Raw genomic sequence first — 21860 nt, 5'->3', positions numbered from 1 at the left:
ACTGTTAATACTTCAGCGTAGCGACGGAGCGCAGAACCTCGGGCGTGGTGGTTGGCAGGCCGAAGAACTCGAGGTAGGCCGGGATTTGCTCGAACAGCATGTCGGTGCCCACCTGCACCCGGCAGCCGCGCGCCTGGGCGGCGGCCAGGAAGGCGGTGGTTTCGGCCTTCATCACCACTTCGCCGACGAAGGCGCTGGGGGCGATGCGGGACACGTCCATGGGCAGCGGGTCGCCGTCGTTCATGCCCATGGGCGTGGCGTTGACCACCAGGTCGCAGTCGGCCGGGTCATTCGAGCCGGTTTCCACCACCAGCGCCGGGTAGTGCTGGCGTAAGCGCCCGGCCAGGCCGTCCATCGACGGGCCGTAGGCGTCATACAGGCGCAGCGTGCCGACGCCGGCCGCCGCCAGCGAGGCGGCAATCGCCGAGCCTACGCCGCCGCAGCCCACCACCACTGCGCGTATGCCCTGGAGCTGCAAGCCCTTGCGCTGCACGCCGCGCACAAAGCCCTCGCCGTCGAACATGTCGCCGACCAGCTTGCCGTCGGCATTGCGGCGCACCGCGTTGCAGGCGCCGGCGATCTGGGCGGTGGGCGAAACCTCGTCCAGCAGGCCGGCGGTGGTGACCTTGTGCGGCATGGTGATCAGCGCGCCGCGGATGTTGGCCAGGCTGAACACCGAGCGCAGAAATGCCGGGTAGTCTTCGGCCTTGCAACCCATGGGTACGACCACGGCATCGATGCCGGCCTGGTCGAAGTAGGGGTTGTAAATCATCGGTGCCTTGAAGGCGTGGGTGGGGAAGCCGATGTGGGCGATGAGTTCGGTGTTGCCTGTAATCACGGAGGGTCCTGTGAAATGAAAAGTGCCTCTAGCGCATATTCAATAAGCGCTGGCAGCTATTAATTGTGTAGCTTATGCCTTGGCAGCTTGGGCGGCCGACACGCCGGCGCGCAGGCCCAGCAGGTAGCTGTCTACGCCAAAGCCGCAGATCTGGCCCTTGACGATTTCGGCGAACACCGACACGTGGCGGAAGGCTTCGCGGGCGTGGATGTTGGACATGTGGATTTCCACCACCGGGCAGGTCAGGATGGCCAGCGCATCGCGGATGCCGTAGCTGTAGTGGGTCCAGGCGCCGGCGTTGATCAGCACCGCGTCCACGCCGTCGGCATAGGCCTGGTGGATGCGTTCGCACATATCGCCTTCGCCATTGGTTTGGTAGGCCTCCACCTCGGTGCCCAGCTCTTTGCCCAGTGCCACCAGGCTGGCGTTGATTTCGTCCAGCGTGATGGTGCCGTACTGCTTGGGGTCGCGCTTGCCAAACATGTTGTGGTTGATGCCGTGCAGCATGAGGATTTTCATGGAGGTGGTTTCCTTGGGTAGATGGGGTTGTGTCAAAGGCCCGGCGCAGCGGCCGGGCCGACAAGCCCTATTTTGAGCCTGGGTCGTTACTTGCGCAGCTTGGCCAGTTCGGCCGTGACTTCGTTGACCGTGGCTTCACCCACGCTGGCGGTGAACTGGGCAATCACCGGCTTCATCTTGTCGCGCAGCTTGGCGACTTCGGCGGGCGAGAACTGGGTCACGGTCATGCCGTTCTTCTTCAGCAGCTCGAGGTTGGTCGCTACGGCGGCGCGGGCCTGCTGGCGCTGGTACTGGGTGGCTTCGTCGGCCGCGTCGTCGATGATCTTCTTCTCGGCTGCTGTCAGTGTGTCCCAGACCTTCTTGCTGAAGATCACCGATTGCGGGTTGTACTGGTGGTTGGTCAGGGCGATGTTCTTCTGCACTTCCCAGAACTTGTTGGCGGCGATCACGCTGATCGGGTTTTCCTGGCCGTCAATGGCTTTTTGCTCCAGGCCACCATAGACCTCGGGGAAGGGCATGGGCGTGGGGTTGGCGCCCAGGGCCTTGACCCAGGCGACGTTGATCGGGTTGGGGATCACGCGCAGCTTCAGGCCTTCGATGTCTTCCACCTTGTTCAGTGGGCGCTTGCTGTTGGTGATCTGGCGGTAGCCGAGTTCCCAGTAGGCCAGGCCGACCAGGCCTTTTTGCTCCAGCAGGGCGTGCATCTTCTTGCCGACCGGGCCGTCGACGATGGCGTCCGATTCCTTCTCGTTGGCGAACAGGAAGGGGAAGTCGAATATCGCAACTTCCTTCACTTCGCTGGCCAGGATGCCGGTGTTCATGACCGCCATTTCAATCGTGCCGCCCTTCATGGACGAGACCACGGCCTGGTCGCTGCCCAGGCTGCCGTTGAAGAACAGGTTGGCCTTGATCTTGCCGCCGGACTTGGCTGCAACCAGTTCGGCAAACTTCTTCATGCCGGCTGCGGCAGGGTGGTTTTCCGGGCCGTTGAGGCCGATCTTGAGCGTGTGCTCCTTGATGTCCTGTGCGCCAGCCATGCCGAAGGCGGCCACGGCGGCAGCGGCCACCAGAGTCTTGATCATCAGACGTTTCATGCTTGTCTCCTGAAATTACACAGTACGCAAATGGGGGGATGCAGGGCATGGCGTACCAGACACGCCCCGCTTCGAAAACAAGGCGGTATCAGTACAGCAGGCGGGCCGGCCACATGATGATTTGCGGGAACAGCACCATCAGGAACATCACGATGAACTGCACGATCATGAAAGGCATCACGCCGCGGGTCACGTCGTCCATCTTCATCCGGCCCACGCCGGCCACCACGTTCAGCACCGTGCCGACCGGTGGCGTCACCAGGCCGATGGAGTTGTTGATGATGAACAGCACGCCGAAGTACACCGGGTCGATACCAGCGGCTTTCACCAGGGGCATCAGCACGGGCGTCAGGATCAGGATGGTGGGCGTCATGTCCATGGCGGTACCAACCACCATCACCAGCAGCATGATGGCCATCAGCAGCAGGGTAGGGCTGCCCAGCAGCGGGCTCAGCAGGTCGACCACCTGGGCCGGCAGCTGGGCCACCGTGATCAGCCAGGCCGAGACCATGGCCGCAGCCACCAGGAACATCACCACCGCGGTGGTTTTGGCAGCGGCCACAAAGGTGCCGTACAGGGTGCTCCAGGTGAGTTCGCGGTAGATCACACCGGCCACGAACAGGGCGAACACGGCAGCCACCACGGCGGCTTCGGTGGGTGTGAACAGGCCGAAGCGCAGGCCGAACAAAATCAGCAGCGGCAGGGTCAGCGCCCAGCCGGCCTTGCGGAAGGCCAGCATTACTTCTGCGGTCGACTTGCGCGGTGGTGGCTCCAGCTTTTCGCTACGCGTGGTCCACCACCAGGTGGCCCACAGGCCGGCGGCCAGCAGGATGCCCGGGAAGATGCCGGCCAGGAACAGCTTGGTGATCGACACATTGGCGGCCACGCCGAAGATCACAAAGCCGATGGACGGCGGGATGATCGGGCCGATCACGCCGCAGGCTGCGATCAGGCCGCCGCTGCGTGCCTTGTCGTGGCCGGCTTTCACCATCATGGGCAGCAGCAGCGCGGTCAGGGCCGCCGCGTCGGCAACGGCCGAGCCCGACAGGGCCGACAAGATGCAGGCCGCCACAATCGTCACATAGCCCAGGCCGCCGCGGATGTGGCCGACCAGCGCCAGCGCGAAGTCGACGATGCGGCGGGACAGGCCGCCGGTGTTCATCACCTCGCCGGCCAGCATGAAGAAGGGCACGGCCAGCAACGGAAAGCTGTTTGCGCCTTCCATGATGTTCTGCGCCAGGATCTGGGCGTCGAACATGTTCATGTGCCACATCAGGGCGACACCGCAGAGCAGCAGGGAGAAAGCGATAGGGATGCCCAGCGCCATGGCGGCGAGCAGGGAGCCCAGGAAAACGGCAATAGTCATGGTTGAAAACTTCGCTGGGGTTTACAGGGGCTTGGGCACGTCGATCGGCTCTTCTTCGGACTCGCGGATGCCGATCAGCTCGTCGTCCGACAGCTCGCCCTTCACCAGGCGCCACAGGTGGTTCAGCAGAATCACCGCACCCGACACGGCACACACCATGCCGCAGGCGTAGAAGATGCCCATGGAGACTTCCATGGCGGCGCTGGTGGAATCCCAGTTGACCTTGACCTGCTCCAGCGAACCCTTGAACAGCAGCCAGCAGATGAACAGCATCAGTGCATGCCCGACCACCAGGCAGAAGCGCTTGCCAGCCACCGACAGGCGCGACACCAGCATGTCGGTACCCAGGTGCGCGCCTTCGTGCATGGCAACGATGGCACCCAGGAAGGTCACCCAGACAAACAGCCAGCGCGACAGCTCCTCGGACACGGTGATGCCGGAGTTGAAGGCGTAGCGCATCACCACATTGGTGAACACCAGCAGCACCATCAAGGCCAGGGCTACGGCCATCAGCACCGACAGCAATCGGCAGTAGCCGTCTAGCAATTTTTGAAGCATGAACTTGTCTCCTAGAAATTCGTTATTTAATGTACTAACCAGTTACTTTGTGGAGTTCAGGGGTTTCCCTATATCAAGAGTCGAAATTCAAGCTAGCTGATATTTCAAAATTGAATACCTGCGGCCGCCTATACCGGTGCGGTGTTTACACCAGCGGAATCGTCAGCTGGTCGATGACGTCGCGGGTCGCCGGCCGTACGCCGCGCCACCAGGCAAAGGCCTCGGCGGCCTGCTCGGCCAGCATGCCCACACCGTCGGCCAGCTGGGCCACGCCCGCGTTCTGCGCGAGCCGCAAAAACGGTGTCAGGCCTTTACCGTAAGCCAATTCATAGGCCAGGCGGGCCTGGGAAAACACGCTGGCGGGCACTGGTGGCAGCTCGGCGCGCAGACTGGCCGAGGTGGCGTTGACCACCAGGTCGAACTGCTGGTCGGCCAGCTCGGCATAGCTGCAGGCGCTGATCGGGCCGGCTATGGTCGCTGCCAGCTCGCGGGCTTTTTCCGGGGTGCGGTTGGCCAGCACCAGCCGGGCCGGGTGCTGTTCCATGAAGGGCAGCAGCGCGCCGCGCACCGCGCCGCCGGCACCCAGCAGCAAGACGCGCTGGCCTTGCAGCGGGCAGCCCAGGTTGTGCACGATGTCGCGCACCAGGCCCACGCCGTCGAAGTTGTCCGCGTAAGCGCGCTCGCCCTCGAACTTCATGGCATTCACTGCACCGGCACGGCGGGCTCGCTCGCTCAGGTCGGTGGCGTAGCGAAACGCATCCAGCTTGAATGGCGTGGTGATGTTCAGCCCCAGCCCGCCCGCGGCGCGGAACGCATCCACCGCCGCGGCAAAGCCGTCCAGCGGGCCTTCGATGGCGGTGTAGAGCAGGTCCTGAGCCGTGGTTTCGGCGAACTGGCCGTGGATCAACGGCGATTTGCTGTGGCCTATGGGGTTGCCTATGACGGCGTACTTATCGGTCATATGGCCTCCGAGGTGTACAGCACGCCGGCTTCCAGCAGCGCGTCAATCTCGGTATCGCTGTAGCCCAGCGCGCCGGCGATCTGCCGGTTGTGCTGGCCCATGGTTGGCGCCACGCTGGGCACCGGGCTGTCGCAGCCAGAGAAATTGAACGGCAGGTTCGGCATGCGTATCGCGCCCAGCACCGGGTGCTGCTGCTCCAGCACCATATTGCGGGCCTGGATCTGCGGGTCGTTCAACACTTCTTCGATGTTCTGCACCTTGGCACTCGGCACGTCGATGGCGTCCAGTGCGGCCAGCACCTCGGCCACGCTGCGGGCACCGACCCAGGCCTTGGCCAGGGCCAGAATTTCAACGCGGTTCTCGTTGCGTCCGGCCGATGTATGGAAGCGGGTATCGCCCGCCAGCGCCTCGCCGCCGATCAGCAAGGCAAAGCGCTTCCAGGCATCGTCGACCTGCGCGGCGATCACCAGGTAGCCGTCGCTGGCGCTGAACACGCCGTACAGCGTGCTTTGCGGCATGTCGTGGCCGGTCTGCACCGGGATGTCCTTGCCACCCGACAGGGTGTAGCACTGCACCGCGTAGTCGTGCATGGACACCAGGCAGTCGTACAGCGACAGATCAATATGCTGGCCCTTGCCCGACTTGACCCGGCCCAGCAGCGCCGCGCAGACCGAGGCCACGCCGTGGATGCCCGTGTACATATCGCCCAGCGACACCCGCAGCAGCGGCGGCGCTTCGCCGGGCGAGCCGACCATGGCCATGATGCCGCTCTTGGCCTCTGCTATCAGGCCAAATCCTGCCCGGTGCGCGTCTGGCCCGGTGTGGCCGTAGGCCGAGATCGAGCAATACACCAGGCCGGGGTTGCGTTCCGACAGCTCCTCAAAGCCCAGGCCCAGCTTGGTCAGCGCGCCGGGGCGGTAGTTCTCGACGAACACATCGGCGCTGTCGGTCAGCTTGTGCATCAGCGCCAGGCCGCGCGGGTCTTTCAGGTTGATGCAGAGGCCTTGCTTGCCCATGTTCTGCTGCAGAAAGTAGCCGCTCTGGCCCTGGATGAAATAAGCGTGGGCACGGCCGGCGTCGCCGGCCTTGGGCCGCTCGACCTTGATGACTTCCGCGCCCATGGCCGCCAGGCAGCGGCTCAGGTAGGGGCCGGCGAGGAAGTGGCTGTAGTCGACAACACGGATGCCGGCGAGCGGCTGGGCTTGGGTGTTTTTAGGCATGAAATGTCCTTCTGGCGCAGGCAGTACCTGCGCAGCTAGCTATGAAATTTGTAGTTTTAGAAGCTGCCGGGACGGCGCGGCACCATCAGGCGGTGTTCGCCCTTTTGCACCACCTGGTCGTGCTGGTTCAGCAGCTCGGATGGCAGCACCACAATGCCCCAGCCGGGCTTGCTCTTGCTGGCGCGCATGCTGCCAACCTGGAAGCGCACGCGCAGCTCGTCGCCAATCTTGATCGGCAGCAAGAAGTCCCAGGTCCAGCCCAGCGACATGCCGGGCAGAAAGCGGTATTCGCTCTGCGTCTTCAGGCCGTCGGCCACCGACTGGCCCATCAGCCCGTGGGCCACGCGGCAGCCGAAGTGGGATGCGTTGGCGTAGGCCTCGTCCACATGCACCGGGGTGTAGTCGCCTGTCAGTTCGGCATAGGCGTCGATGCGCTCGCCGGTCACCAGGTAGCTGGGGCTGGTGCAGCTGTCGCCGACCTGGGCGTCGTCCCAGTATTTTTCGGGGGTCTGGAAGTTGAAGCTGGGGATGATCATGGGGTTGCCTCAGAGTTTTGCGCGGGGGTTGATGGCGAGTACGTCGGCCACGGATGTGCCGCTGGCCTGGATCAGCTCGATCGCCAGGCCGTCGGGCAACTGCAGCCAGTTGCTGCCTTGGGGCAGTTGCTTGACGCCCCAGCTTTTGGCGGCCTCCAGCGCACCGGGCAGGTCTTGCACCATGATCCCCAGATGCGCGAGCCAGCCGGCGTCATTGCTGGGCGGGGCTTCGAAACCGGGGCTGCTCATCAGCTGCATGCCGCCAAGGGTCCAGTACTGGTTGGGGGCGTCGGTCGGGCCGTCGATTTCGCGCACGTCCATGCCCAGTACTTCATAGAAGAAGTTGATGTGCCACTGGATGTCTTTGACGCGCACGGCGACGTGCTCTACGTAGGATTTCTGGGTGTAGGCCATGGATGTGTCTCTGGTTGACGGTTAGCGGGGCAGGCGGCGTTCTATGCCCTTGATGCAGGCGACTAATGCCTGGTTGACGGGCGTAGGGACGCCATGCTTGGCACCCCAGCGCACCACGGCGCCGTTTACGTAGTCGATCTCGGTGGCCGAGCCTTTTTCCAGGCTTTGCAGCATCGACGCCTTGAATGCGTTGGGCAGGCCGTCGGCGGCCTTGACCCAGGCCTGGTGCGGCTCGGTGGTCGTCAGCTGGATGCCGGCCGCCTGGGCGACGGCCATGGCCTCGGCCACAGCCGCCACGGCGCAGGCTTCGACTTCGGGCACGGCGTACAGATCGCCGTAGGGCAGGCCGGTAATGCCGCTGAGCGCGCCAGTGGCCACGTTGACCAGCAGCTTGTCCCACATGGTGCCCAGGATGTTGTCGCTGACGGTAGTGGCCAAGCCGGCATGGTTGAAGGCGGCGGCGATGGCCTGCACGCGCTCGGACAGCGCGCCGTCGAGCTCGCCGATCAGGGTTTCCTTGCCCTGGGTGCCGACCAGCACCTGGCCGGGCGCCAGCATCACGCCGCCGGCGTAGGTCTTGCCGGCCAGCACATGTTCGCGGCCGACGACTTCGGCCAGCACGTCTTCGTGGCCCAGGCCGTTTTGCAGCGACAACACGACGGTGTGCGGCCCAACGATGCAGCGGGCCGATTCAATCGCCTCACGGGTGTGAAAGGACTTGACCAGCACGATGACCAGGTCCACTGTGCCGCCTATGTCCTGGCAGCGGGTGGCGGCATGTACCGCCACCTGGCGGTCTACACCGTTCTCCCGCAGGGTCAGGCCGGCTTGCCGCATGGCGTCGACATGGGCCTGGCCGCGGTTGACCAGCCATACCTCGTGCCCGTCTTCGGTCAGCACGCCGCCGATCGCACAGCCCAGGGCGCCCGCGCCTAATACGCAAATCTTCAAATCCGTCTCCTCTGCAGCCCCGCGGGCAGCTATGGGGACGGATCGTAGATTTGGTGATCCATGCTGTAAATGCAATGCGTGCAATACGTAGCATTGCTATATGCAATGAGTTGGATAGCGTTTTCCGCATCGACAATCCATGCAAAACCTCCAGGAACCACCGCCATGCAAGCCAAGATCGACTGCCATGTGCACGTCTTTGATCCCACCCGCTTTCCCTACCCGGAAGACAATTTCTACAAGCCCGCCGGCGCCGAGATCGGCACCACCGCGCTGCTCGGCCAGGTGCTGGACGCGCACGGTGTGCAGCACGCGCTGATCGTCGGCCCGAACTCCGGCTATGGCTTTGACAACCGCTGTCTGCTGGACGCGCTGGCCCAGGGCGCGGGCCGCTACAAGGGCGTGGCCGTGGTGCGCAACGACGCCAGCCTGGCCGAGCTGCAAGACCTCAAGGTCGCGGGCGTGGTCGGCGTGACGCTGAATGTGGCCTTGCTGGGCGTGGACTACTACCGCAATGCGGCGCCGCTGCTGGAGCGCCTGCGCCAGCTGGATATGTGGGCCCAGGTGCAGGTGCAGTTCGACGAGCTGCTGGCCTTGCAGCCTTTGCTGGTGGACAGCGGCGCGCGCCTGCTGTTCGACCACCTGGGCCGGCCCCATCCGCAGGCCGGCCTAGGGCAGGCTGGCTTCCAGGCCTTGCTGGGCCTGGCCGAAACCGGCCGCGCGGTGGTCAAGCTGTCCAGCTTGGTGAAAAGCTCCAGGCTGCCGTTTCCGCATACCGATGCCTGGCCGTTCGTGCAGGCCTTGCTGCAGGCCTATACGCCGCAGGCGCTGGTCTGGGCCTCCGACTGGCCGTTTCTGCGCGCGCCCGAGCGCATCGACTACGGCCCGCTGTTCGCGCTGTTCGAGCAGCTGGTACCCGACGCCGCCGCGCGCCAGGCGATTCTGTGGGATACGCCGCGGCGCCTGTTCGGCTTCGGGGCATAAATTGCGGTGGGCGGCTGGTTCTACCCCGCCGTCACCACCACTGCCACCCCGCTCAGCACCGCGTTGCCCGACAGCGGGTCGCGCAGGTTTTCGTCCAGCAGGCTATTGAAGTTGACGCCGGGGCGCTGGGCGGCCACCTGCAGCTGGGCGCCGGGCAGGTCGTGGCCCCAGCCGTGCGGCAGGCTCAGCACGCCGGGCATCATGTCGGCGCTGATGCGCACCGGGGCACTGATGCTGCGGGTGCCGGCCGGGTTGCTGATGTGGGCCAGGCCGCCGTCGCTCAGGCCCAGGCGCTGGGCGTCGCTGGGGTGGACCAGGGCGGTGCAGCGCTCCGGCCCCTTGGCCAGCAGCGGCAGGTTGTGCATCCAGCTGTTGTTGGAGCGCAGGTCGCGCCGGCCAATCAGCACCATCTCTGGCGCTGGTTGCGCCAGGTCGGCAGCGGCGTGCGCCAGATCGGCCAGCAGATCGGGGTGGGCGAGTTCAATGTAGCCGCTGGCCGTGCGCAGCAGCTCGGGCAGGCGCGGCGCCAGCGGGCCTAGGTCGATACCACCGGGGCTGGCTTGCAGCTTGGCCAGGGTCAGGCCTTCGGGGCCCCGGTCATCGCCATAAGGGCCGGAGCGCAGGGCCAGGTCTAGCAGCCGGTCGGGGCCTTGGTGGGGTTGCAGGCTTTGCTGTGCGGTGGCGGCCTGCGCGCCGAACTGCCGCTGCAACTCGCTGGCCAGCAGCGCATCGTCCACGGCGGTGAGTTCGGCGGCGCTGGTGCACGCGCCCTGGCCTTGCAGGATGGCCGCCAGCCGCAGCAGGGTTTCCCACTCCTCGGGCTGCTGCGGCGCGCGGGGGAACACCGGCGCGCTGTAGCGGGCCTGGTTGCGCCACGAGAGCTGGCTGAATGCCAAGTCGTAGTGGCTGTCTTCCAGCGGCGAGGGAGCGGGCAGTATCACGTCGGCATGGCGCGTGGTTTCGTTCAGGTAGGCGTCCAGGCTGACCATGAAGTCGAGCTGCTCCAGCCCCTGCGCCAGCCGCGCGCCGTTGGGCGTCGACAGCACCGGGTTGGTGGCCACGGTGATGAGCGCCCGGATCTGCCCGGCGCCCGGGGTGTCGATCTCTTCGGCCAGGCAGCCCATGGGCAGCTCGCCCATGACTTCGGGCGCCTGGCTGACGCGGCTGCGGTGGCGCCCGGTACGCACGCCTTTGCCCCGGCCGGCCGGGCCGAGCGTGTTGGCGGCGAAGGCCGGCGCCTTGGGGAACATGGCGCCACCGGGCTGGTCCAGGTGGCCGGTAAGCAGGTTGAGCACATCGATCAGCCAACTGGCCAGCGTGCCATAGCGCTGGGTGCAGGTGCCGATGCGGCCATAGACGCAGGCGCGCTTGGTCTGCGCCAGGCTGCGCGCCAACTGGCGGATGGTGGGGGCCGCGATGCCGCAGCGCGCGGCCACGGCCTCCGCGCTGAAGGGCTGGATGGCGGCCTCGACTTCGGCCATGCCCTGGGTGAGTTCCGCTAGGCGGCCGGGCCGTACCAGCTGCTCGTCAAACAGGGTGCGCACCATGCCGGCCAACAGGAAGGCATCGGCGCCGGGTCGGATGAAATGGTGGGCGTCGGCCATGGCGGCGGTTTCGCTGCGGCGCGGGTCTACTACCACCAGCTGGCCGCCCCGCGCCTGCAGGGCTTTGGCCTTGGTTTTGAAGTCGGGCACGGTCCACATGCTGCCGTTGCTGGCCAGCGGGTTGGCGCCCAGCACCAGCAGGAAGTCGCAGCGGCTGATGTCGGGCACCGGCACGCTCATCCAGTGGCCGAACAGCAGGCCGCTGACCAGCTGGCGCGGCATCTGGTCTAGCGTGGTGGCGGTGAATACATTGCGCGTGCCCGCCGCCCGCGCCAGCCGGGCGAAGTAAAGCAGCAGGCCGATTTTGTGTGCGGCCGGGTTGCCCACGGCCAGGCCCAGGCTGTCGCGGCCGTGGGTTTGCAGCAGGGGCGGCAGCCGCTGGGCGATTTCGGCCCAGGCCTCGTCCCAGCTGGCTTCGACGAATACGCCCTGGCGCTTGATCAGCGGGGTGCGCAGGCGGTCCGGGTCTTCGTGCAGGTCTTTCAGCGCCACGCCCTTGGGGCAGATGTAGCCGGCGCTGAAGAAGTCCTGCGCGTGGCCGCGGATGCTTTGTACCTTGCCGTCCTCCACCTGCAGCTCCAGCCCACAGCAGGCTTCGCACAAAGGGCAGATACGGTGGTGAACGGTGGTGGGCATGGCGTGTCTCGTTGCGCTGCAGGGAACGGTATTGGCGCACCGGACGGCGCCGCTGTCCATCGCGCAGGAGACAGGGGCGTTACATAGCTTGATCAGGCGGCATGCGCCAGGCCGCGTTCTCGTGGCCGGGCATGTAGGCGTCGCCATGGTTGGCGATATTGCGGTTGACCAGCGGGCGGGCGTAGGACGGGTGCCGCATGCTGCGCACCTCGTGCTCCAGCGTGGCCAGCACGCGGCCGCTGTCCAGGTCGACGATGTCCTGGAAGCGGTACTGGCTCTGGCTGCTTTCTTCGGTGACCAGGCCACGTGCCAGCAGGCGCTGGTAGGGGTCGGAGAAGTCGGCCACGCTGATCTGTACATGGTGGCCGTCGTAGGCGGGCAGGGGGCGCGCGGTTTCGCGGAACACCAGGCCTTCGTACAGCCCCATGGGGATGCGGGCGAACACGCCGGCCGCGTCTTCGCCCAGGCTGCCGGGCGCGCCCAGCAGCTCGGTGTAGAAGCGGGCGATGCCAGCCGCCGTGCCGGGCGCACAGTCCACCTCTACATACGGCATGCCCAGCAGCAGCGGGCCGAAGCGCGCGCGGTCGGGGGCATGCACGCGGATGCGGTTGCCCCAGGGGCAGGTGGCGTCCACATGGCTGGCGTGCTGCGTGAAGCTGAAGCGTGTGTCTTTGAGTAGCGGGGCGATGCGGGCCAGCCGCTCGGCCAGGGCATCCATGTCGGGCATCACCAGGCCGACCACGCCGCGCAGCACCTCGGCCTTGCCTACCGGCAGGTGGAATTGACAGGTGCCGATGTTCATCCAGGCGTTCTCGATGCCGATGCGCTGGTAGGGGTCGCGGGTCAGGCCCAGGCCCATGGCGTAGAACACCAGGGCCTGCTGCTGATTGGCCACACGCAGATTCACGTGGCCGAATTCGACGATATTGCCCACGTCTTCGGTGGCGCGGTTAAAGAGAGTTGTCATGGCGGGTGCGGTTGGGGGAGGCTTATTTTGGCAGCGTCTGCCAGCAGCCCGTGCGGGCCGATGCAAACAAGGCTTCCAGGGTGCGCAGCGTGCCCAATGCGTCTTCGATGGGCCAGCTGGCCACCGGGTCGCCGAGCAGCAGCCGCGAGAAGCGTTCGACTTGCAGCTGGTACTGGTTGACCGGCTCGAAGTGGAAGCGCTGGCTCGGCTGGTAGCCCACGCTGCTGGTATCTCCCAGGGCGATTTCGCAGGCGCTGGGCCGGGCCTGGGCGAATGGAAAGTCGCAGCGCAACCAGCCCGTGCCGCCCAGTACCGACAGCTGCTGGTGCGAACCCCAGCCGTTCGGCCCGGCCTGGGTGGCGACGGTGATGGCCGCATGGCTGTCGCCGTAGTCCAGCAGCGCGCTGCTCAGGCGGTCGGTGCCGAATACCGGGTCGCGGTCCAGCGTGGCCACCACGCGTTCCGGCGGGCGCTGGAACACCAGGTTGCAGGCGCTGATGGTGTACGAGCCCATGTCGTACAGCGCGCCGCCACCTGCGTCCAGCTGATTCCGCACATCGGCGGGGTTGTAGAACTGCTTGGCCATGGTGGCGTGTACTGCGCGCACCGGGCCGATGGCGTTGCCGTTAATCAGCTCCTGCAGCTTGGTCCATTGCGGATGGTTGCGAAAGCCAAAGCCTTCTTCGATGTGCTTGCCGGTGCGGTCGCGCACCGCGCACAGCTGCTGCACCTGCGCGGCCGTCAGGCACAGTGGCTTTTCGCACAGCACATGCTTGCCGGCTTCGAGCGCGCGCACCGACCAGTCGAAGTGCAGCTGGTTCGGCAGCGGCACGTAGACCGCGTCGATCTCCGGGTCGGCCAGCAAGGCGTCGTAGCTGTTATAGACGCGCGGGATATTGAGTGCCTGTGCCACCGCCTCGCCTTTGGCCGCGTCGCGCGAGGCCAGGGCCAGCAGGGTTGCGCTGGGCGCCAGGTTCAGCGCGGGCATGGTGCGTTCGGTGGCGATGGCGGCGGCGCCGAGCACGCCCCAGCGAATGGTGTTTGGCATGGAGTCTCCTCTGGTGTGTGGTGCCATCGTAGGCTGGCCTGCCTATACTGCAAAGGCAATGCCTGCAATAACCAGCATTTAGATTTTTTATGGCTGACACCGATCCCACCCTGCTCGAACCCAAGCTGCTGCGCCTGCTGGACCTGCTCTACACCACGCGCAGCGTCACCAAGTCGGCCGAGCAATTGGGCCAGAGCCAGCCCACGGTCAGCATCTGGCTAGGCCGGCTACGTACCCAGTTCAACGACCCGCTGTTTGTGCGCACGCCCGAGGGCATGCAGCCCACGCCACGCACCGACGGCCTGATCGCCACGGTGCGCGAGGTACTCGTTGGCCTGCGCCGCTTGTCCGAGTCCGAGGTGGTGTTTGACCCGGCGCAGTCGCGGCGCGAGTTCCGCATCTTCATGACCGATGCCAGCCACGTCACCCTGTTACCCCGCTTGTTTTCGCATGTGCGCGCGCTGGCGCCACAGGTGCGGCTGGAGGCTGCCACCATAGACGCCAGCCTGGTGCCCGCGCTGCAGTCCGGCGAGGCCGATCTGGCCCTAGGCCTGGTGCGCGGACTCGAGGCCGGGCAGGAGGCGGGCTTTTACCAGCAAAGCCTGTTCGGCCAGGACTGGATCTGCCTGTGCAACGCCCGCCATCCGCGCATCGGCAACACATTTACTTTGCAGGATTATTTGGCCGAGGCGCACATCGGCATCGTCTCGGGCACCGGCTACCAGCTGTTGGACAGCACCCTCAAAGCCCTGGGCGTGGAGCGCCGCGTGCTGCTGGAGCTGCCGGGCTTTCTGGGCCTGGCCGCCATCCTGGCCGACAACGACTTGGTCGCCACCTTGCCGCGCCATATCGGCGAAACCCTGGCCCAGGCGGCCGGCCTGCGGGTACTGGTGTGCCCGCTGCCGATACCGCCGTTCACCGTCAAGCAGTACTGGTATGCGCGGTACCACCACGACCCGGCGAACCGCTGGTTGCGCGGAGTGTGCGCGGAGCTGTTTATGGATGTGCGGTGAGTGGGGGACTAAGAGAAAAGTGCCGCTGGCGCTTATTTCACCTGAGTGGGTAGCTATTTTTTAGATAGCGTCACTGCCAGGTTTCGCTACGGCGTCGGCGATGGCTTTTCCAAGCTGTGCGGTGGATGCCTCGCCACCCAGGTCGCGGGTCAGCGGGCCGGCTACCAGCACTTCTTCGATGGCTTTGACAATCGCATCGTGCGCGGGTTTGCAGCCCAGGAAATCAAGCATGAGCGCACCCGACCAGATCATCGCAATCGGGTTCGCAATGCCCTGGCCGAAGATGTCCGGCGCGGAGCCATGCACGGGCTCGAACAACGATGGGAAATTGCGCTCGGGATTGAGGTTGGCCGACGGCGCCAAGCCAATGGTGCCGGTGCAGGCCGGGCCCAGGTCCGACAGGATGTCGCCAAAAAGGTTGCTTGCCACCACCACGTCAAACCGCTGTGGTTGCAACACAAAGCGTGCCGTGAGAATGTCGATGTGCTGCTTGTCGGTGTGTACGCTGGGGTAGGCTTGGCCCACTGCGTCGGCGCGGCTGTCCCACCAGGGCATGCTGATGGCGATGCCGTTGCTCTTGGTGGCTACCGTCAGGTGCTTGCGCGCGCGCGACTGCGCCAGTTCAAAGGCGTACTTCAGCACCCGGTCGGCACCATGGCGGCTCATCACCGTTTCTTGCACCACGATTTCGCGCTCGGTGCCCTCGTACATGATGCCGCCGAGGTTGGTGTATTCGCCCTCGGTGTTCTCGCGCACCACATAGAAGTCGATGTCGCCGGGCTTGCGGCCGACCAGCGGGCAGGGCACGCCTTCGAACAGGCGCACGGGCCGCAGGTTGATGTACTGGTCGAATTCGCGGCGGAACTTGAGCAGCGAACCCCATAGCGAGATGTGGTCGGGCACGGTGTCCGGCCAGCCCACGGCACCGAAGTAGATGGCATCCATGCCCTGGAGCTGGGCTTTCCAGTCGTCCGGCATCATCTGGCCGTGCTGTTGGTAGTAGGCGCAGCTGGCCCAGGCTATGGGCGTGAAGTTCAGCGCCAGGCCGAATCGGTGGGCGGCGGCTTGCAGCACGCGCACGCCCTCGGGCATGACCTCCTGGCCGATGCCGTCACCGGGGATGAGTGCGATGCTGAGTGTGCGGGTCATGGATATCTCCTTGTCATGGATGGGGTGCTATTCGGCCTCCACGCCGGCGGCCCGGAGTGTTTTGGACCAGCGGGTTGATTCGGCTTCCAGTTGTGCGCGCAAGGATGCGGGTGTGGCCTTGTTCAGCGGCACCAGGTCGACGCTGAGTTCGCCCAGGCGCTTCTTCACGTCGTCGTCTTGTACAGCCGCCCTGAGCGCGTCATTCAGTTTGTCCAGAATGGGCTTCGGTGTTCCCTTCGGCGCATAAATGCCGTTCCATACGAGCACCTCAAAGCCCTTGAGCCCTTGCTCGTCAAGCGTTGGTACATTCGGTAGCGCCGGAAGCCGTTTGGCCGTGGTGACGCCAAAAACCTTGACGCGGCTGCCATCCTTGACCACGGGAACCGTCTGGGTGGTCTGGTCGCACAACAGATCGACTTGCCCACCCATCAGGTCATTCAGCGCCGGCGCCGATCCTTTGTAGGGCACCTGGGTTAGCGTGACCCCCATCTGGTGTTCGAGCAACAGTCCGCAAAGTTGCGAAACCGCGCCAGGGCCTGCGTTTGCGATGGTGACTTTTTCCTTGTTCAACCTCACGTAGGCGAGCAATTCAGCGAAATTGTTCGCCGGAAAATCCTTGCGGGACAGCAAGGTCATAGGCACGTCCATTACCTGGCCCACGTACTCAAAATCCTTCAGGGGATCGAACGGCAGCTTTTTGTAGAGCGCAGGGGCTGTGGACATGCCCAGGTGGTGCATCAGGATGGTGTAGCCGTTGGGCGCGGCCCGGGCCACCCGTGCCGTGCCCAGCGTACCCCCTGCACCCACCGTGTTTTCAACAATGATGGGCTTACCCAGTGACTTGCCCATGGGCAGCGCGATGAGGCGGGCACCCACGTCGGTGGGCCCCCCCGCGGCGTAGGGCACTACCAGCGTTATGGGTTTGTCCGGCCAAGCGGCTTGCGCGATTGCCAGAGCTGGAATGGCCGCCACTGCGAATGCGGCGAGTGTTGCTGGAAGCCAGCGGTGCGATGTTTTCATGGGCGTTTCCGGGTTGGTTTTCTTGAACGGGTTTGCCCATGTTAGGTGTTCATGATTTGGATTACTATGGGCGAATTAGTGAATCAATAGTGCACGTTTCATGAACAAAATCCCCCCTGTTGAAGACCTACGGGTCTATGCCGTCGTGGCACGCAAAGCCAGCTTTCGTGCCGCTGCGCTGGAGCTGGGCGTATCGCCTGCCTACGTGACCAAGCGCATTCGCCTGCTAGAGCAACTGCTGGCCACCAAGCTACTGCACCGCACCACCCGCAAAGTGACGGTCACCGAAGAGGGTGAACGTGTGTTCGTGTGGGCGCAGCGGGTGCTGGACGACATGGACAGCCTGGTGGAAGAGGTGTCCGCGGCGCGCCGGGCTCCGCGGGGTCTGCTGCGCGTGAGCAGCAGTTTTGGCTTCGGTCGCCAGATCGTGGCACCTGTGCTGGCGCGCATGGCGTTCAGCCATCCCACAGTGGCCGTTCGGCTGGAACTCTTCGACCATTTGATTGACATCGCGGGTGACGGTTTTGACCTCGACGTGCGGGTCGGCGATGTCATTGCACCGCAGTTCATCGCCACCCGGCTCGCTGCCAACCACCGTGTCTTGTGCGCTTCACCAGCTTATCTGCAGCGGCGTGGCACGCCATCTAGTTTGGCGGATTTGGGCACGCACGACTGCGTGGTGATCCGCGAGCGCGACCACCCGTTTGGCGTCTGGAGGTTGAACGCAGGTGGCGGTGTGGAAACCGCCAAAGTCACCGGCCCTATGTCCACCAACAATGGCGAGATCGCCGTGCAGTGGGCGGTGGAAGGATTGGGTATCGTGTTGCGATCGATCTGGCAGGTAGGCCCGCTGATCCGCGACGGCCACTTGGTTCAGGTGCTGCCTGGCTACCGGCAAGAGGCCAACGTGTGGGCCGTATACCCCACGCGCTTAGGCAATTCTGCAAAGGTTCGGGTGTGCGTGGAGTTTCTGCAGCAGGCATTCCGCACCCTGGGGAGTTGACACCGCAGGGGCCGGGCCGTTTATCGATATGCAGTGAGTAGGATCCGGATAAAAAGTGCCTCTGGCGCAGGCAAAATAAGCGCAAGAAGCTATTGTTTCAATAGCATTTCAACTTACACCCCCATCGGGCTGCACAGCTCGACCAGCGTGCCGTCCGGGCAGCGCACATAGGACACGGTCTGGCCCCAGGGCTTGGTTTCGGGTGCGCAGACTTCGGTGGCGCCGACGGCTAGCGCGTTGGCGTGGGCTTGCGCCACGTCGGCAGTCACAAACGCCACCTCCATGCCCAGCGGCTGGGCCGATGCGTGGGCCGCTACAAAGCCCTGGGGGAAGTGCATGTGGCCCAGGGCGAGGGAGGCGAAGGCGAGGGTGGTTGCGCCGGTGTCGAGTTCGCCGTAGTCGCCCGATTCGTGGAAGAAGCGGCGGCCAAAGCCAAAGGCTTTTTCGAAAAAGCTGAGCGAGGCGTCGACCTCCGGCACGTAGATGATGGTGTAGCCGAATTTCATGGAGGGTTAGCTTTCTTGCGCAGCGTGGATGGCGTGGCGGGCCCAGGAGACCAGCTCGCGCGGGTCGTCCAGCAGGTCGTCCGGCGCCGCATAGTATTTGCGCACCTGGACGATGCCGTTCTTGGTGCTGTAGGTAAACGGCTGGCACCCGCGCTTTTCAAAGTCGGGTAGCGACCCCTCGCTGACCCGAAAGTACAAGGTGTTGCCCATGACCATGGCGAACTGGTTGCCGTGGTGCTTGATTGCGTGCCCGCCAAAGAAGCGTCCGCCGCCCAAGGGGCCAATCGGCGCCAGCAGCTCGCGCACATGGCTGACGAATTCGGCGCTGGCGCTCATGGGGTTTCCTGAAGGTCTATCCGGTGGGCCAACGCAGGCAAAAAATCACTGAAAACCATAGGTGCTCCGGCGATGAACGGGGAAACCACTGTAGCCGCTGGCGCACCAACTGCCGGCTCTGCCAGCGACTTCTGTCCACGATATGGAGGATGCTCGCATGCTCTTATTTTGAGAGCTTCTACCGCACGTGAAATAAGCGCTAGAGCACTATTTGGTCTAACTCCTTTGGCGTGCGTAGCTGACCGTGAGTATTTCCCACTGGTGGCCGTCGGGCTCGTTCCAGTAGACCAGGCGGCCGCCGTAGTCGGTGTTGACCTGCATGTCCATCGGCCCGCGCACATTGCTGCGGTAGGAAATGCCAGCCGCCTGGATGCGCGCCAGGATGGCGTCAAACTTGGCCGGACTGACGCGGAAGCAGAAGTGGTAGATTGGAAACGCTTCGTCGGTGTCGATGAAGTCCAGCGTCAGGCCGTCATTCACATACACCGGCGAGAACGGCCCCAGTCCGCTCTCTGCCCAGGGCACGTCCAGCAGCTCGCCCAGGATGCGGGCCGACGCGGCCTTGTGGCGCGACGGAACAATGGTGTGGTCGAGTTCGATGGACATGCCTGAGTCTCCTGAGGGCCTGTTCACGGCCCGGCGCTGGCGCAAAAATGAAGCCGGCCTTCAGTTTCTGCGCTGGGCGGGGACAAGGCAATCAGGATTAACGCGCCGTACCGGTTGCGTACTTTCCGGCGTTGGCGTTCTATGCGGGGCCGGTGCAGCGACCGGGCCAAGGGGTAGGGCTCAGGCCTGGTGGCCGCTGTCGGCTTCGGTGCTGAAGATGCCGGCCAGCAAGCCGACCAGCGCTGCCAGTGCCAGGGAAGCGGCGAACAAGGCCTGCAACCCCCAGAACGGTACGGAGACCCACCACCAGGACCAGGTTATTACGTGGCTGAGCTTTAGGACGACCAGCACCAGTCCCAGCAGCGAGGTTGTGCTGAAGCCCATCGAGAATACGCTGCGGGGTGTGACCATGACCGTCTCCTTCGTTGGCGCGGGGCAGCTGCGGTAGCTGCTTACTTTGCGTTACACGAATGTAGGGCGACTGTGGTGTGGCCGTGAGGCACTATTTTGCAAAAACTCGGGCTTCTTGGGGCTGTACGGGTAAGCGTGCATAGCGTTTACGCGGCATCGCCCGCAGTCATTTTGGTGCGGCCGTTGGGGACTTGCGGATGGTCCACAGCGCCAGCGCCATCAGCGCCACACCGCCGAGCTGGACTGTTTGCAGCGTCCGCCCGTAGACCAGCCAGTCCACCACGACTGCCGCCAGCGGGTAGACGAATTGCAGCACCGCGATCTTTCCTATCGCCAGCCGGGCCATGCCGGTAAACAGAATCGCATAGGCCAGGCCGGTGTGGATCACGCCCAGGCCCGCAAGCCAGGCCCAGCTTGACCCGCTGGTAGGCCAGCCGTACACCGCGGGCACCCAGGCCAGAATCAGCACGCCGACCGCGCATTGCCACCAGGCCAGCGCGAAAGGCGTCAGCCGGCGCTCGGTCTTGGCAATCAGGGTCACGGCGGCGTAGCTGAGGGAACCGCCCACGCACATCAGCAGGCCCAGCAGATAGCCGTCGCCCGCGTTATGGGGCCACGCGATGTCGTTCAACAGGCCGGTGGTCAGCGCCAAGCCGCACAGGGCGACCAGTGTGGCCGCCCACTGGCGTGCAGAAACCGTTTCGCGCAGCAGCCAGGCGCCCAAAATCATCACCCAGATCGGCTGGATGTGGAACACCACCGTGGCCACGCCGATGGAGGTGCGCGCAATGGCGGCAAAGAACAGTACCCAGTTCAGCACCATCAAGCCGCCGGTCAGGGCCGCCACCCACCCGCTGCGGCCGTGCAGGCGCAGCTCGCGCAAACGGCCGCTGCCCGCGCCCCACAGCAGCAAGGCCAGAGCGCCAAATACGCAGCGAAACCACACCGTGGTCAGCGGGTGCTGGCCGGCTTCTTCTACAAACACGCCAATCGTGCCCAGCAGCACGCCGCCGGCAATCAGCAGCCACTGCCCTTGGCGTTCACGCAGGGAAGGGCTGGCGGGGCTGAGCGGCAGGGCGAGGGCTGTGGGGTTGTGCATGCCGTCATGCTGCTGGACCGCACGCAATGTGTAAAGCGCATAGTTTTTACAGTTACTATTCGATTAACGAATGTATGAGGCGTATGCGCATATGAACTATCCCGACTTTCAGATCGACTGGCTGCGCTCGTTTGTGGCGGTGGTGGATGCCGGGTCCTTGTCCGCCGCGGCTCCGCTGGTGCACCGTTCGCAGTCGGCGGTGAGCATGCAGCTGAAGAAGCTGGAAGCCGCCCTGGGCCGTGCCGTATTGCTGCGCGGCCCGCGGCACATGGAGCTCACCCCGGCCGGCGCCGAGCTGCTGACCTACGCGCGCCGCATGCTGGCCTTGCAAGCCGAGACGCAGACCGCGTTGTTCGGCCCCCAGTTGGCCGGGCGGGTGCGGCTGGGCGTGCCCGACGACTACGCGGCCACCTATCTGACCCCCGTGCTGCGCAGCTTCGCCAGCCGCTATGCGGGGGTGGAAATCGAGCTGACCTGCGAGCAATCGACCTCGCTCATCCCCCGCGTGCAGCGAGGCGAGCTGGACCTGGCGCTGGTCTCCCGCGACAAGCCGCAGCGCGGCCAGTTTTTGTTCCAGGAGCCGCTGGTGTGGGTGGGTGCAGCGCAGTACGAAGCCTGGCGGCGCGACCCTTTGCCGATTGCGGTGTACGAGGCCGGCAGTATGGCCCGCACCGCCACCCTGAACGCGCTGGCCGCCAAGCGCCGCGCCTACCGCATCGTCTACCACAGCTCCAGTTTGGCGGGCCAGCTGGCCGCCGTGGACAGCGGCGTCGCCGTCGCGGTGCTGACGCGTTGCAGCGTGCCCGCCGGCCTGCAGATTCTGCAAAACCTGCCGGCGGAGTACGAGCTGCCCGCCCTGGGCGCCATGGATGTTGCCGTGCTGCGCAGCAAAGCCTCGCAGCGCTCCGCCGCGGTGGACGCGATGTACGAGCAGATGCAGCGGACCTTGGCGACCCGCTAGTCGTTGCTTGCTCTGTTTTTCATAGCTTCTCGTGCAAGTGGAATATACGCTAGAGGTCAT

24 protein-coding genes are annotated in these 21860 nt (G+C 64.9%); 4 read left to right on the top strand and 20 right to left on the bottom strand.

Annotated elements, in window-relative coordinates:
- Nucleotides 1-4: 4 nt before the first annotated feature.
- From BLT66_RS22040 to BLT66_RS21995, 10 genes are all read right to left on the bottom strand, one after another.
- Complete coding sequence (locus BLT66_RS22040) at nt 5-838, bottom strand: shikimate dehydrogenase family protein (protein WP_092761218.1); 834 nt, start codon at nt 836-838, stop codon at nt 5-7.
- Nucleotides 839-910: 72 nt separating this feature from the next.
- Nucleotides 911-1357 carry a type II 3-dehydroquinate dehydratase gene (gene aroQ / locus BLT66_RS22035; protein WP_092761216.1) on the bottom strand — a complete coding sequence of 149 codons (447 nt, stop codon included), beginning with the start codon at nt 1355-1357 and terminating at the stop codon, nt 911-913.
- A gap of 86 nt (nt 1358-1443) precedes the next feature.
- The gene (locus BLT66_RS22030) at nt 1444-2451 is read right to left on the bottom strand and encodes a TRAP transporter substrate-binding protein (protein WP_092761214.1); all 1008 of its coding nucleotides are present in this window, start codon (nt 2449-2451) and stop codon (nt 1444-1446) included.
- Between the two features lie 88 nt (nt 2452-2539).
- A complete protein-coding gene (locus BLT66_RS22025; RefSeq protein ID WP_092761212.1) occupies nt 2540-3817 on the bottom strand; it encodes a TRAP transporter large permease subunit in 1278 nt (425 codons plus the stop codon).
- A gap of 21 nt (nt 3818-3838) precedes the next feature.
- On the bottom strand, nt 3839-4375 hold the full coding sequence (locus BLT66_RS22020; protein WP_092761210.1) for a TRAP transporter small permease: 537 nt from the start codon (nt 4373-4375) through the stop codon (nt 3839-3841).
- Between the two features lie 145 nt (nt 4376-4520).
- Nucleotides 4521-5336, bottom strand: a complete 816-nt coding sequence (aroE, locus tag BLT66_RS22015) for a shikimate dehydrogenase (RefSeq protein ID WP_092761208.1) — start codon at nt 5334-5336, stop codon at nt 4521-4523.
- Entirely contained in the window at nt 5333-6556 is a 1224-nt protein-coding gene (locus BLT66_RS22010) for a CaiB/BaiF CoA transferase family protein (RefSeq protein ID WP_092761206.1), read from the bottom strand. Before BLT66_RS22010 ends, aroE begins: the two co-directional genes overlap by 4 nt.
- 56 nt (nt 6557-6612) lie before the next feature.
- Nucleotides 6613-7092, bottom strand: a complete 480-nt coding sequence (locus BLT66_RS22005) for a MaoC family dehydratase (RefSeq protein WP_092761204.1) — start codon at nt 7090-7092, stop codon at nt 6613-6615.
- Between the two features lie 9 nt (nt 7093-7101).
- The gene (locus BLT66_RS22000) at nt 7102-7506 is read right to left on the bottom strand and encodes a VOC family protein (protein WP_092761202.1); all 405 of its coding nucleotides are present in this window, start codon (nt 7504-7506) and stop codon (nt 7102-7104) included.
- A 21-nt stretch (nt 7507-7527) separates the two neighbouring features.
- Entirely contained in the window at nt 7528-8457 is a 930-nt protein-coding gene (locus BLT66_RS21995) for a ketopantoate reductase family protein (RefSeq protein WP_092761200.1), read from the bottom strand.
- A gap of 165 nt (nt 8458-8622) precedes the next feature.
- Between BLT66_RS21995 and BLT66_RS21990 the strand changes: the two genes are divergently transcribed.
- On the top strand, nt 8623-9441 hold the full coding sequence (locus BLT66_RS21990; protein WP_092761198.1) for an amidohydrolase family protein: 819 nt from the start codon (nt 8623-8625) through the stop codon (nt 9439-9441).
- A gap of 20 nt (nt 9442-9461) precedes the next feature.
- Here the strand turns inward: BLT66_RS21990 and BLT66_RS21985 are convergent, their stop codons facing one another.
- From BLT66_RS21985 to BLT66_RS21975, 3 genes are all read right to left on the bottom strand, one after another.
- Nucleotides 9462-11681 (bottom strand): molybdopterin-dependent oxidoreductase, encoded by a 2220-nt coding sequence (locus BLT66_RS21985; protein WP_092761196.1) that lies wholly within the window; start codon nt 11679-11681, stop codon nt 9462-9464.
- A 79-nt stretch (nt 11682-11760) separates the two neighbouring features.
- Complete coding sequence (locus BLT66_RS21980; RefSeq protein ID WP_092761194.1) at nt 11761-12648, bottom strand: VOC family protein; 888 nt, start codon at nt 12646-12648, stop codon at nt 11761-11763.
- Between the two features lie 22 nt (nt 12649-12670).
- Complete coding sequence (locus tag BLT66_RS21975) at nt 12671-13696, bottom strand: Gfo/Idh/MocA family protein (RefSeq protein WP_176955137.1); 1026 nt, start codon at nt 13694-13696, stop codon at nt 12671-12673.
- An 89-nt stretch (nt 13697-13785) separates the two neighbouring features.
- On the opposite strand from BLT66_RS21975, the gene BLT66_RS21970 reads away from it, so the two are divergent.
- On the top strand, nt 13786-14709 hold the full coding sequence (locus BLT66_RS21970; protein WP_092761190.1) for a LysR family transcriptional regulator: 924 nt from the start codon (nt 13786-13788) through the stop codon (nt 14707-14709).
- 60 nt (nt 14710-14769) lie between these two features.
- On the opposite strand, the gene BLT66_RS21965 is transcribed toward BLT66_RS21970, so the two are convergent.
- Nucleotides 14770-15858, bottom strand: coding sequence for a tartrate dehydrogenase (locus tag BLT66_RS21965; RefSeq protein WP_092761188.1), 1089 nt, complete (start codon nt 15856-15858; stop codon nt 14770-14772).
- 27 nt (nt 15859-15885) lie between these two features.
- Nucleotides 15886-16878, bottom strand: a complete 993-nt coding sequence (locus BLT66_RS21960) for a tripartite tricarboxylate transporter substrate-binding protein (RefSeq protein WP_092761186.1) — start codon at nt 16876-16878, stop codon at nt 15886-15888.
- 100 nt (nt 16879-16978) lie between these two features.
- On the opposite strand from BLT66_RS21960, the gene BLT66_RS21955 reads away from it, so the two are divergent.
- Nucleotides 16979-17881 carry a LysR substrate-binding domain-containing protein gene (locus tag BLT66_RS21955; RefSeq protein WP_092761184.1) on the top strand — a complete coding sequence of 301 codons (903 nt, stop codon included), beginning with the start codon at nt 16979-16981 and terminating at the stop codon, nt 17879-17881.
- A gap of 113 nt (nt 17882-17994) precedes the next feature.
- On the opposite strand, the gene BLT66_RS21950 is transcribed toward BLT66_RS21955, so the two are convergent.
- The 5 genes from BLT66_RS21950 to BLT66_RS21930 all read right to left on the bottom strand — a co-directional run bounded on the left by BLT66_RS21950 (nt 17995) and on the right by BLT66_RS21930 (nt 20839).
- Nucleotides 17995-18387 (bottom strand): VOC family protein, encoded by a 393-nt coding sequence (locus tag BLT66_RS21950; protein ID WP_092761182.1) that lies wholly within the window; start codon nt 18385-18387, stop codon nt 17995-17997.
- 6 nt (nt 18388-18393) lie between these two features.
- Entirely contained in the window at nt 18394-18723 is a 330-nt protein-coding gene (locus tag BLT66_RS21945; RefSeq protein WP_092761180.1) for a TfoX/Sxy family protein, read from the bottom strand.
- A gap of 216 nt (nt 18724-18939) precedes the next feature.
- Entirely contained in the window at nt 18940-19329 is a 390-nt protein-coding gene (locus BLT66_RS21940) for a VOC family protein (RefSeq protein ID WP_092761178.1), read from the bottom strand.
- Nucleotides 19330-19509: 180 nt separating this feature from the next.
- Nucleotides 19510-19740, bottom strand: coding sequence for a hypothetical protein (locus BLT66_RS21935; protein ID WP_092761176.1), 231 nt, complete (start codon nt 19738-19740; stop codon nt 19510-19512).
- A 166-nt stretch (nt 19741-19906) separates the two neighbouring features.
- Nucleotides 19907-20839: a DMT family transporter gene (locus BLT66_RS21930; RefSeq protein ID WP_143029256.1), complete on the bottom strand. Its 933-nt coding sequence runs from the start codon at nt 20837-20839 to the stop codon at nt 19907-19909.
- Between the two features lie 91 nt (nt 20840-20930).
- Between BLT66_RS21930 and BLT66_RS21925 the strand changes: the two genes are divergently transcribed.
- Entirely contained in the window at nt 20931-21800 is an 870-nt protein-coding gene (locus BLT66_RS21925) for a LysR family transcriptional regulator (RefSeq protein WP_092761174.1), read from the top strand.
- Nucleotides 21801-21860: the final 60 nt, after the last annotated feature.

The organism is Rhodoferax sp. OV413 (assembly GCF_900104385.1).
Lineage (GTDB): Bacteria > Pseudomonadota > Gammaproteobacteria > Burkholderiales > Burkholderiaceae_C > Rhodoferax_B.
This window is presented reverse-complemented; position numbering and strand designations above follow the sequence as displayed.

What these genes read in the sequence shown, in the direction of transcription:
- aroQ (WP_092761216.1), bottom strand. Translation starts at nt 1,357, where the DNA reads ATGAAAATCCTCATGCTGCACGGCATCAACCACAACATGTTTGGCAAG.
- BLT66_RS22030 (WP_092761214.1), bottom strand. Translation starts at nt 2,451, where the DNA reads ATGAAACGTCTGATGATCAAGACTCTGGTGGCCGCTGCCGCCGTGGCC.
- BLT66_RS22025 (WP_092761212.1), bottom strand. Translation starts at nt 3,817, where the DNA reads ATGACTATTGCCGTTTTCCTGGGCTCCCTGCTCGCCGCCATGGCGCTG.
- BLT66_RS22020 (WP_092761210.1), bottom strand. Translation starts at nt 4,375, where the DNA reads ATGCTTCAAAAATTGCTAGACGGCTACTGCCGATTGCTGTCGGTGCTG.
- aroE (WP_092761208.1), bottom strand. Translation starts at nt 5,336, where the DNA reads ATGACCGATAAGTACGCCGTCATAGGCAACCCCATAGGCCACAGCAAA.
- BLT66_RS22010 (WP_092761206.1), bottom strand. Translation starts at nt 6,556, where the DNA reads ATGCCTAAAAACACCCAAGCCCAGCCGCTCGCCGGCATCCGTGTTGTC.
- BLT66_RS22005 (WP_092761204.1), bottom strand. Translation starts at nt 7,092, where the DNA reads ATGATCATCCCCAGCTTCAACTTCCAGACCCCCGAAAAATACTGGGAC.
- BLT66_RS22000 (WP_092761202.1), bottom strand. Translation starts at nt 7,506, where the DNA reads ATGGCCTACACCCAGAAATCCTACGTAGAGCACGTCGCCGTGCGCGTC.
- BLT66_RS21990 (WP_092761198.1), top strand. Translation starts at nt 8,623, where the DNA reads ATGCAAGCCAAGATCGACTGCCATGTGCACGTCTTTGATCCCACCCGC.
- BLT66_RS21985 (WP_092761196.1), bottom strand. Translation starts at nt 11,681, where the DNA reads ATGCCCACCACCGTTCACCACCGTATCTGCCCTTTGTGCGAAGCCTGC.
- BLT66_RS21980 (WP_092761194.1), bottom strand. Translation starts at nt 12,648, where the DNA reads ATGACAACTCTCTTTAACCGCGCCACCGAAGACGTGGGCAATATCGTC.
- BLT66_RS21975 (WP_176955137.1), bottom strand. Translation starts at nt 13,696, where the DNA reads ATGCCAAACACCATTCGCTGGGGCGTGCTCGGCGCCGCCGCCATCGCC.
- BLT66_RS21970 (WP_092761190.1), top strand. Translation starts at nt 13,786, where the DNA reads ATGGCTGACACCGATCCCACCCTGCTCGAACCCAAGCTGCTGCGCCTG.
- BLT66_RS21965 (WP_092761188.1), bottom strand. Translation starts at nt 15,858, where the DNA reads ATGACCCGCACACTCAGCATCGCACTCATCCCCGGTGACGGCATCGGC.
- BLT66_RS21960 (WP_092761186.1), bottom strand. Translation starts at nt 16,878, where the DNA reads ATGAAAACATCGCACCGCTGGCTTCCAGCAACACTCGCCGCATTCGCA.
- BLT66_RS21955 (WP_092761184.1), top strand. Translation starts at nt 16,979, where the DNA reads ATGAACAAAATCCCCCCTGTTGAAGACCTACGGGTCTATGCCGTCGTG.
- BLT66_RS21950 (WP_092761182.1), bottom strand. Translation starts at nt 18,387, where the DNA reads ATGAAATTCGGCTACACCATCATCTACGTGCCGGAGGTCGACGCCTCG.
- BLT66_RS21945 (WP_092761180.1), bottom strand. Translation starts at nt 18,723, where the DNA reads ATGAGCGCCAGCGCCGAATTCGTCAGCCATGTGCGCGAGCTGCTGGCG.
- BLT66_RS21940 (WP_092761178.1), bottom strand. Translation starts at nt 19,329, where the DNA reads ATGTCCATCGAACTCGACCACACCATTGTTCCGTCGCGCCACAAGGCC.
- BLT66_RS21935 (WP_092761176.1), bottom strand. Translation starts at nt 19,740, where the DNA reads ATGGTCACACCCCGCAGCGTATTCTCGATGGGCTTCAGCACAACCTCG.
- BLT66_RS21930 (WP_143029256.1), bottom strand. Translation starts at nt 20,839, where the DNA reads ATGCACAACCCCACAGCCCTCGCCCTGCCGCTCAGCCCCGCCAGCCCT.
- BLT66_RS21925 (WP_092761174.1), top strand. Translation starts at nt 20,931, where the DNA reads ATGAACTATCCCGACTTTCAGATCGACTGGCTGCGCTCGTTTGTGGCG.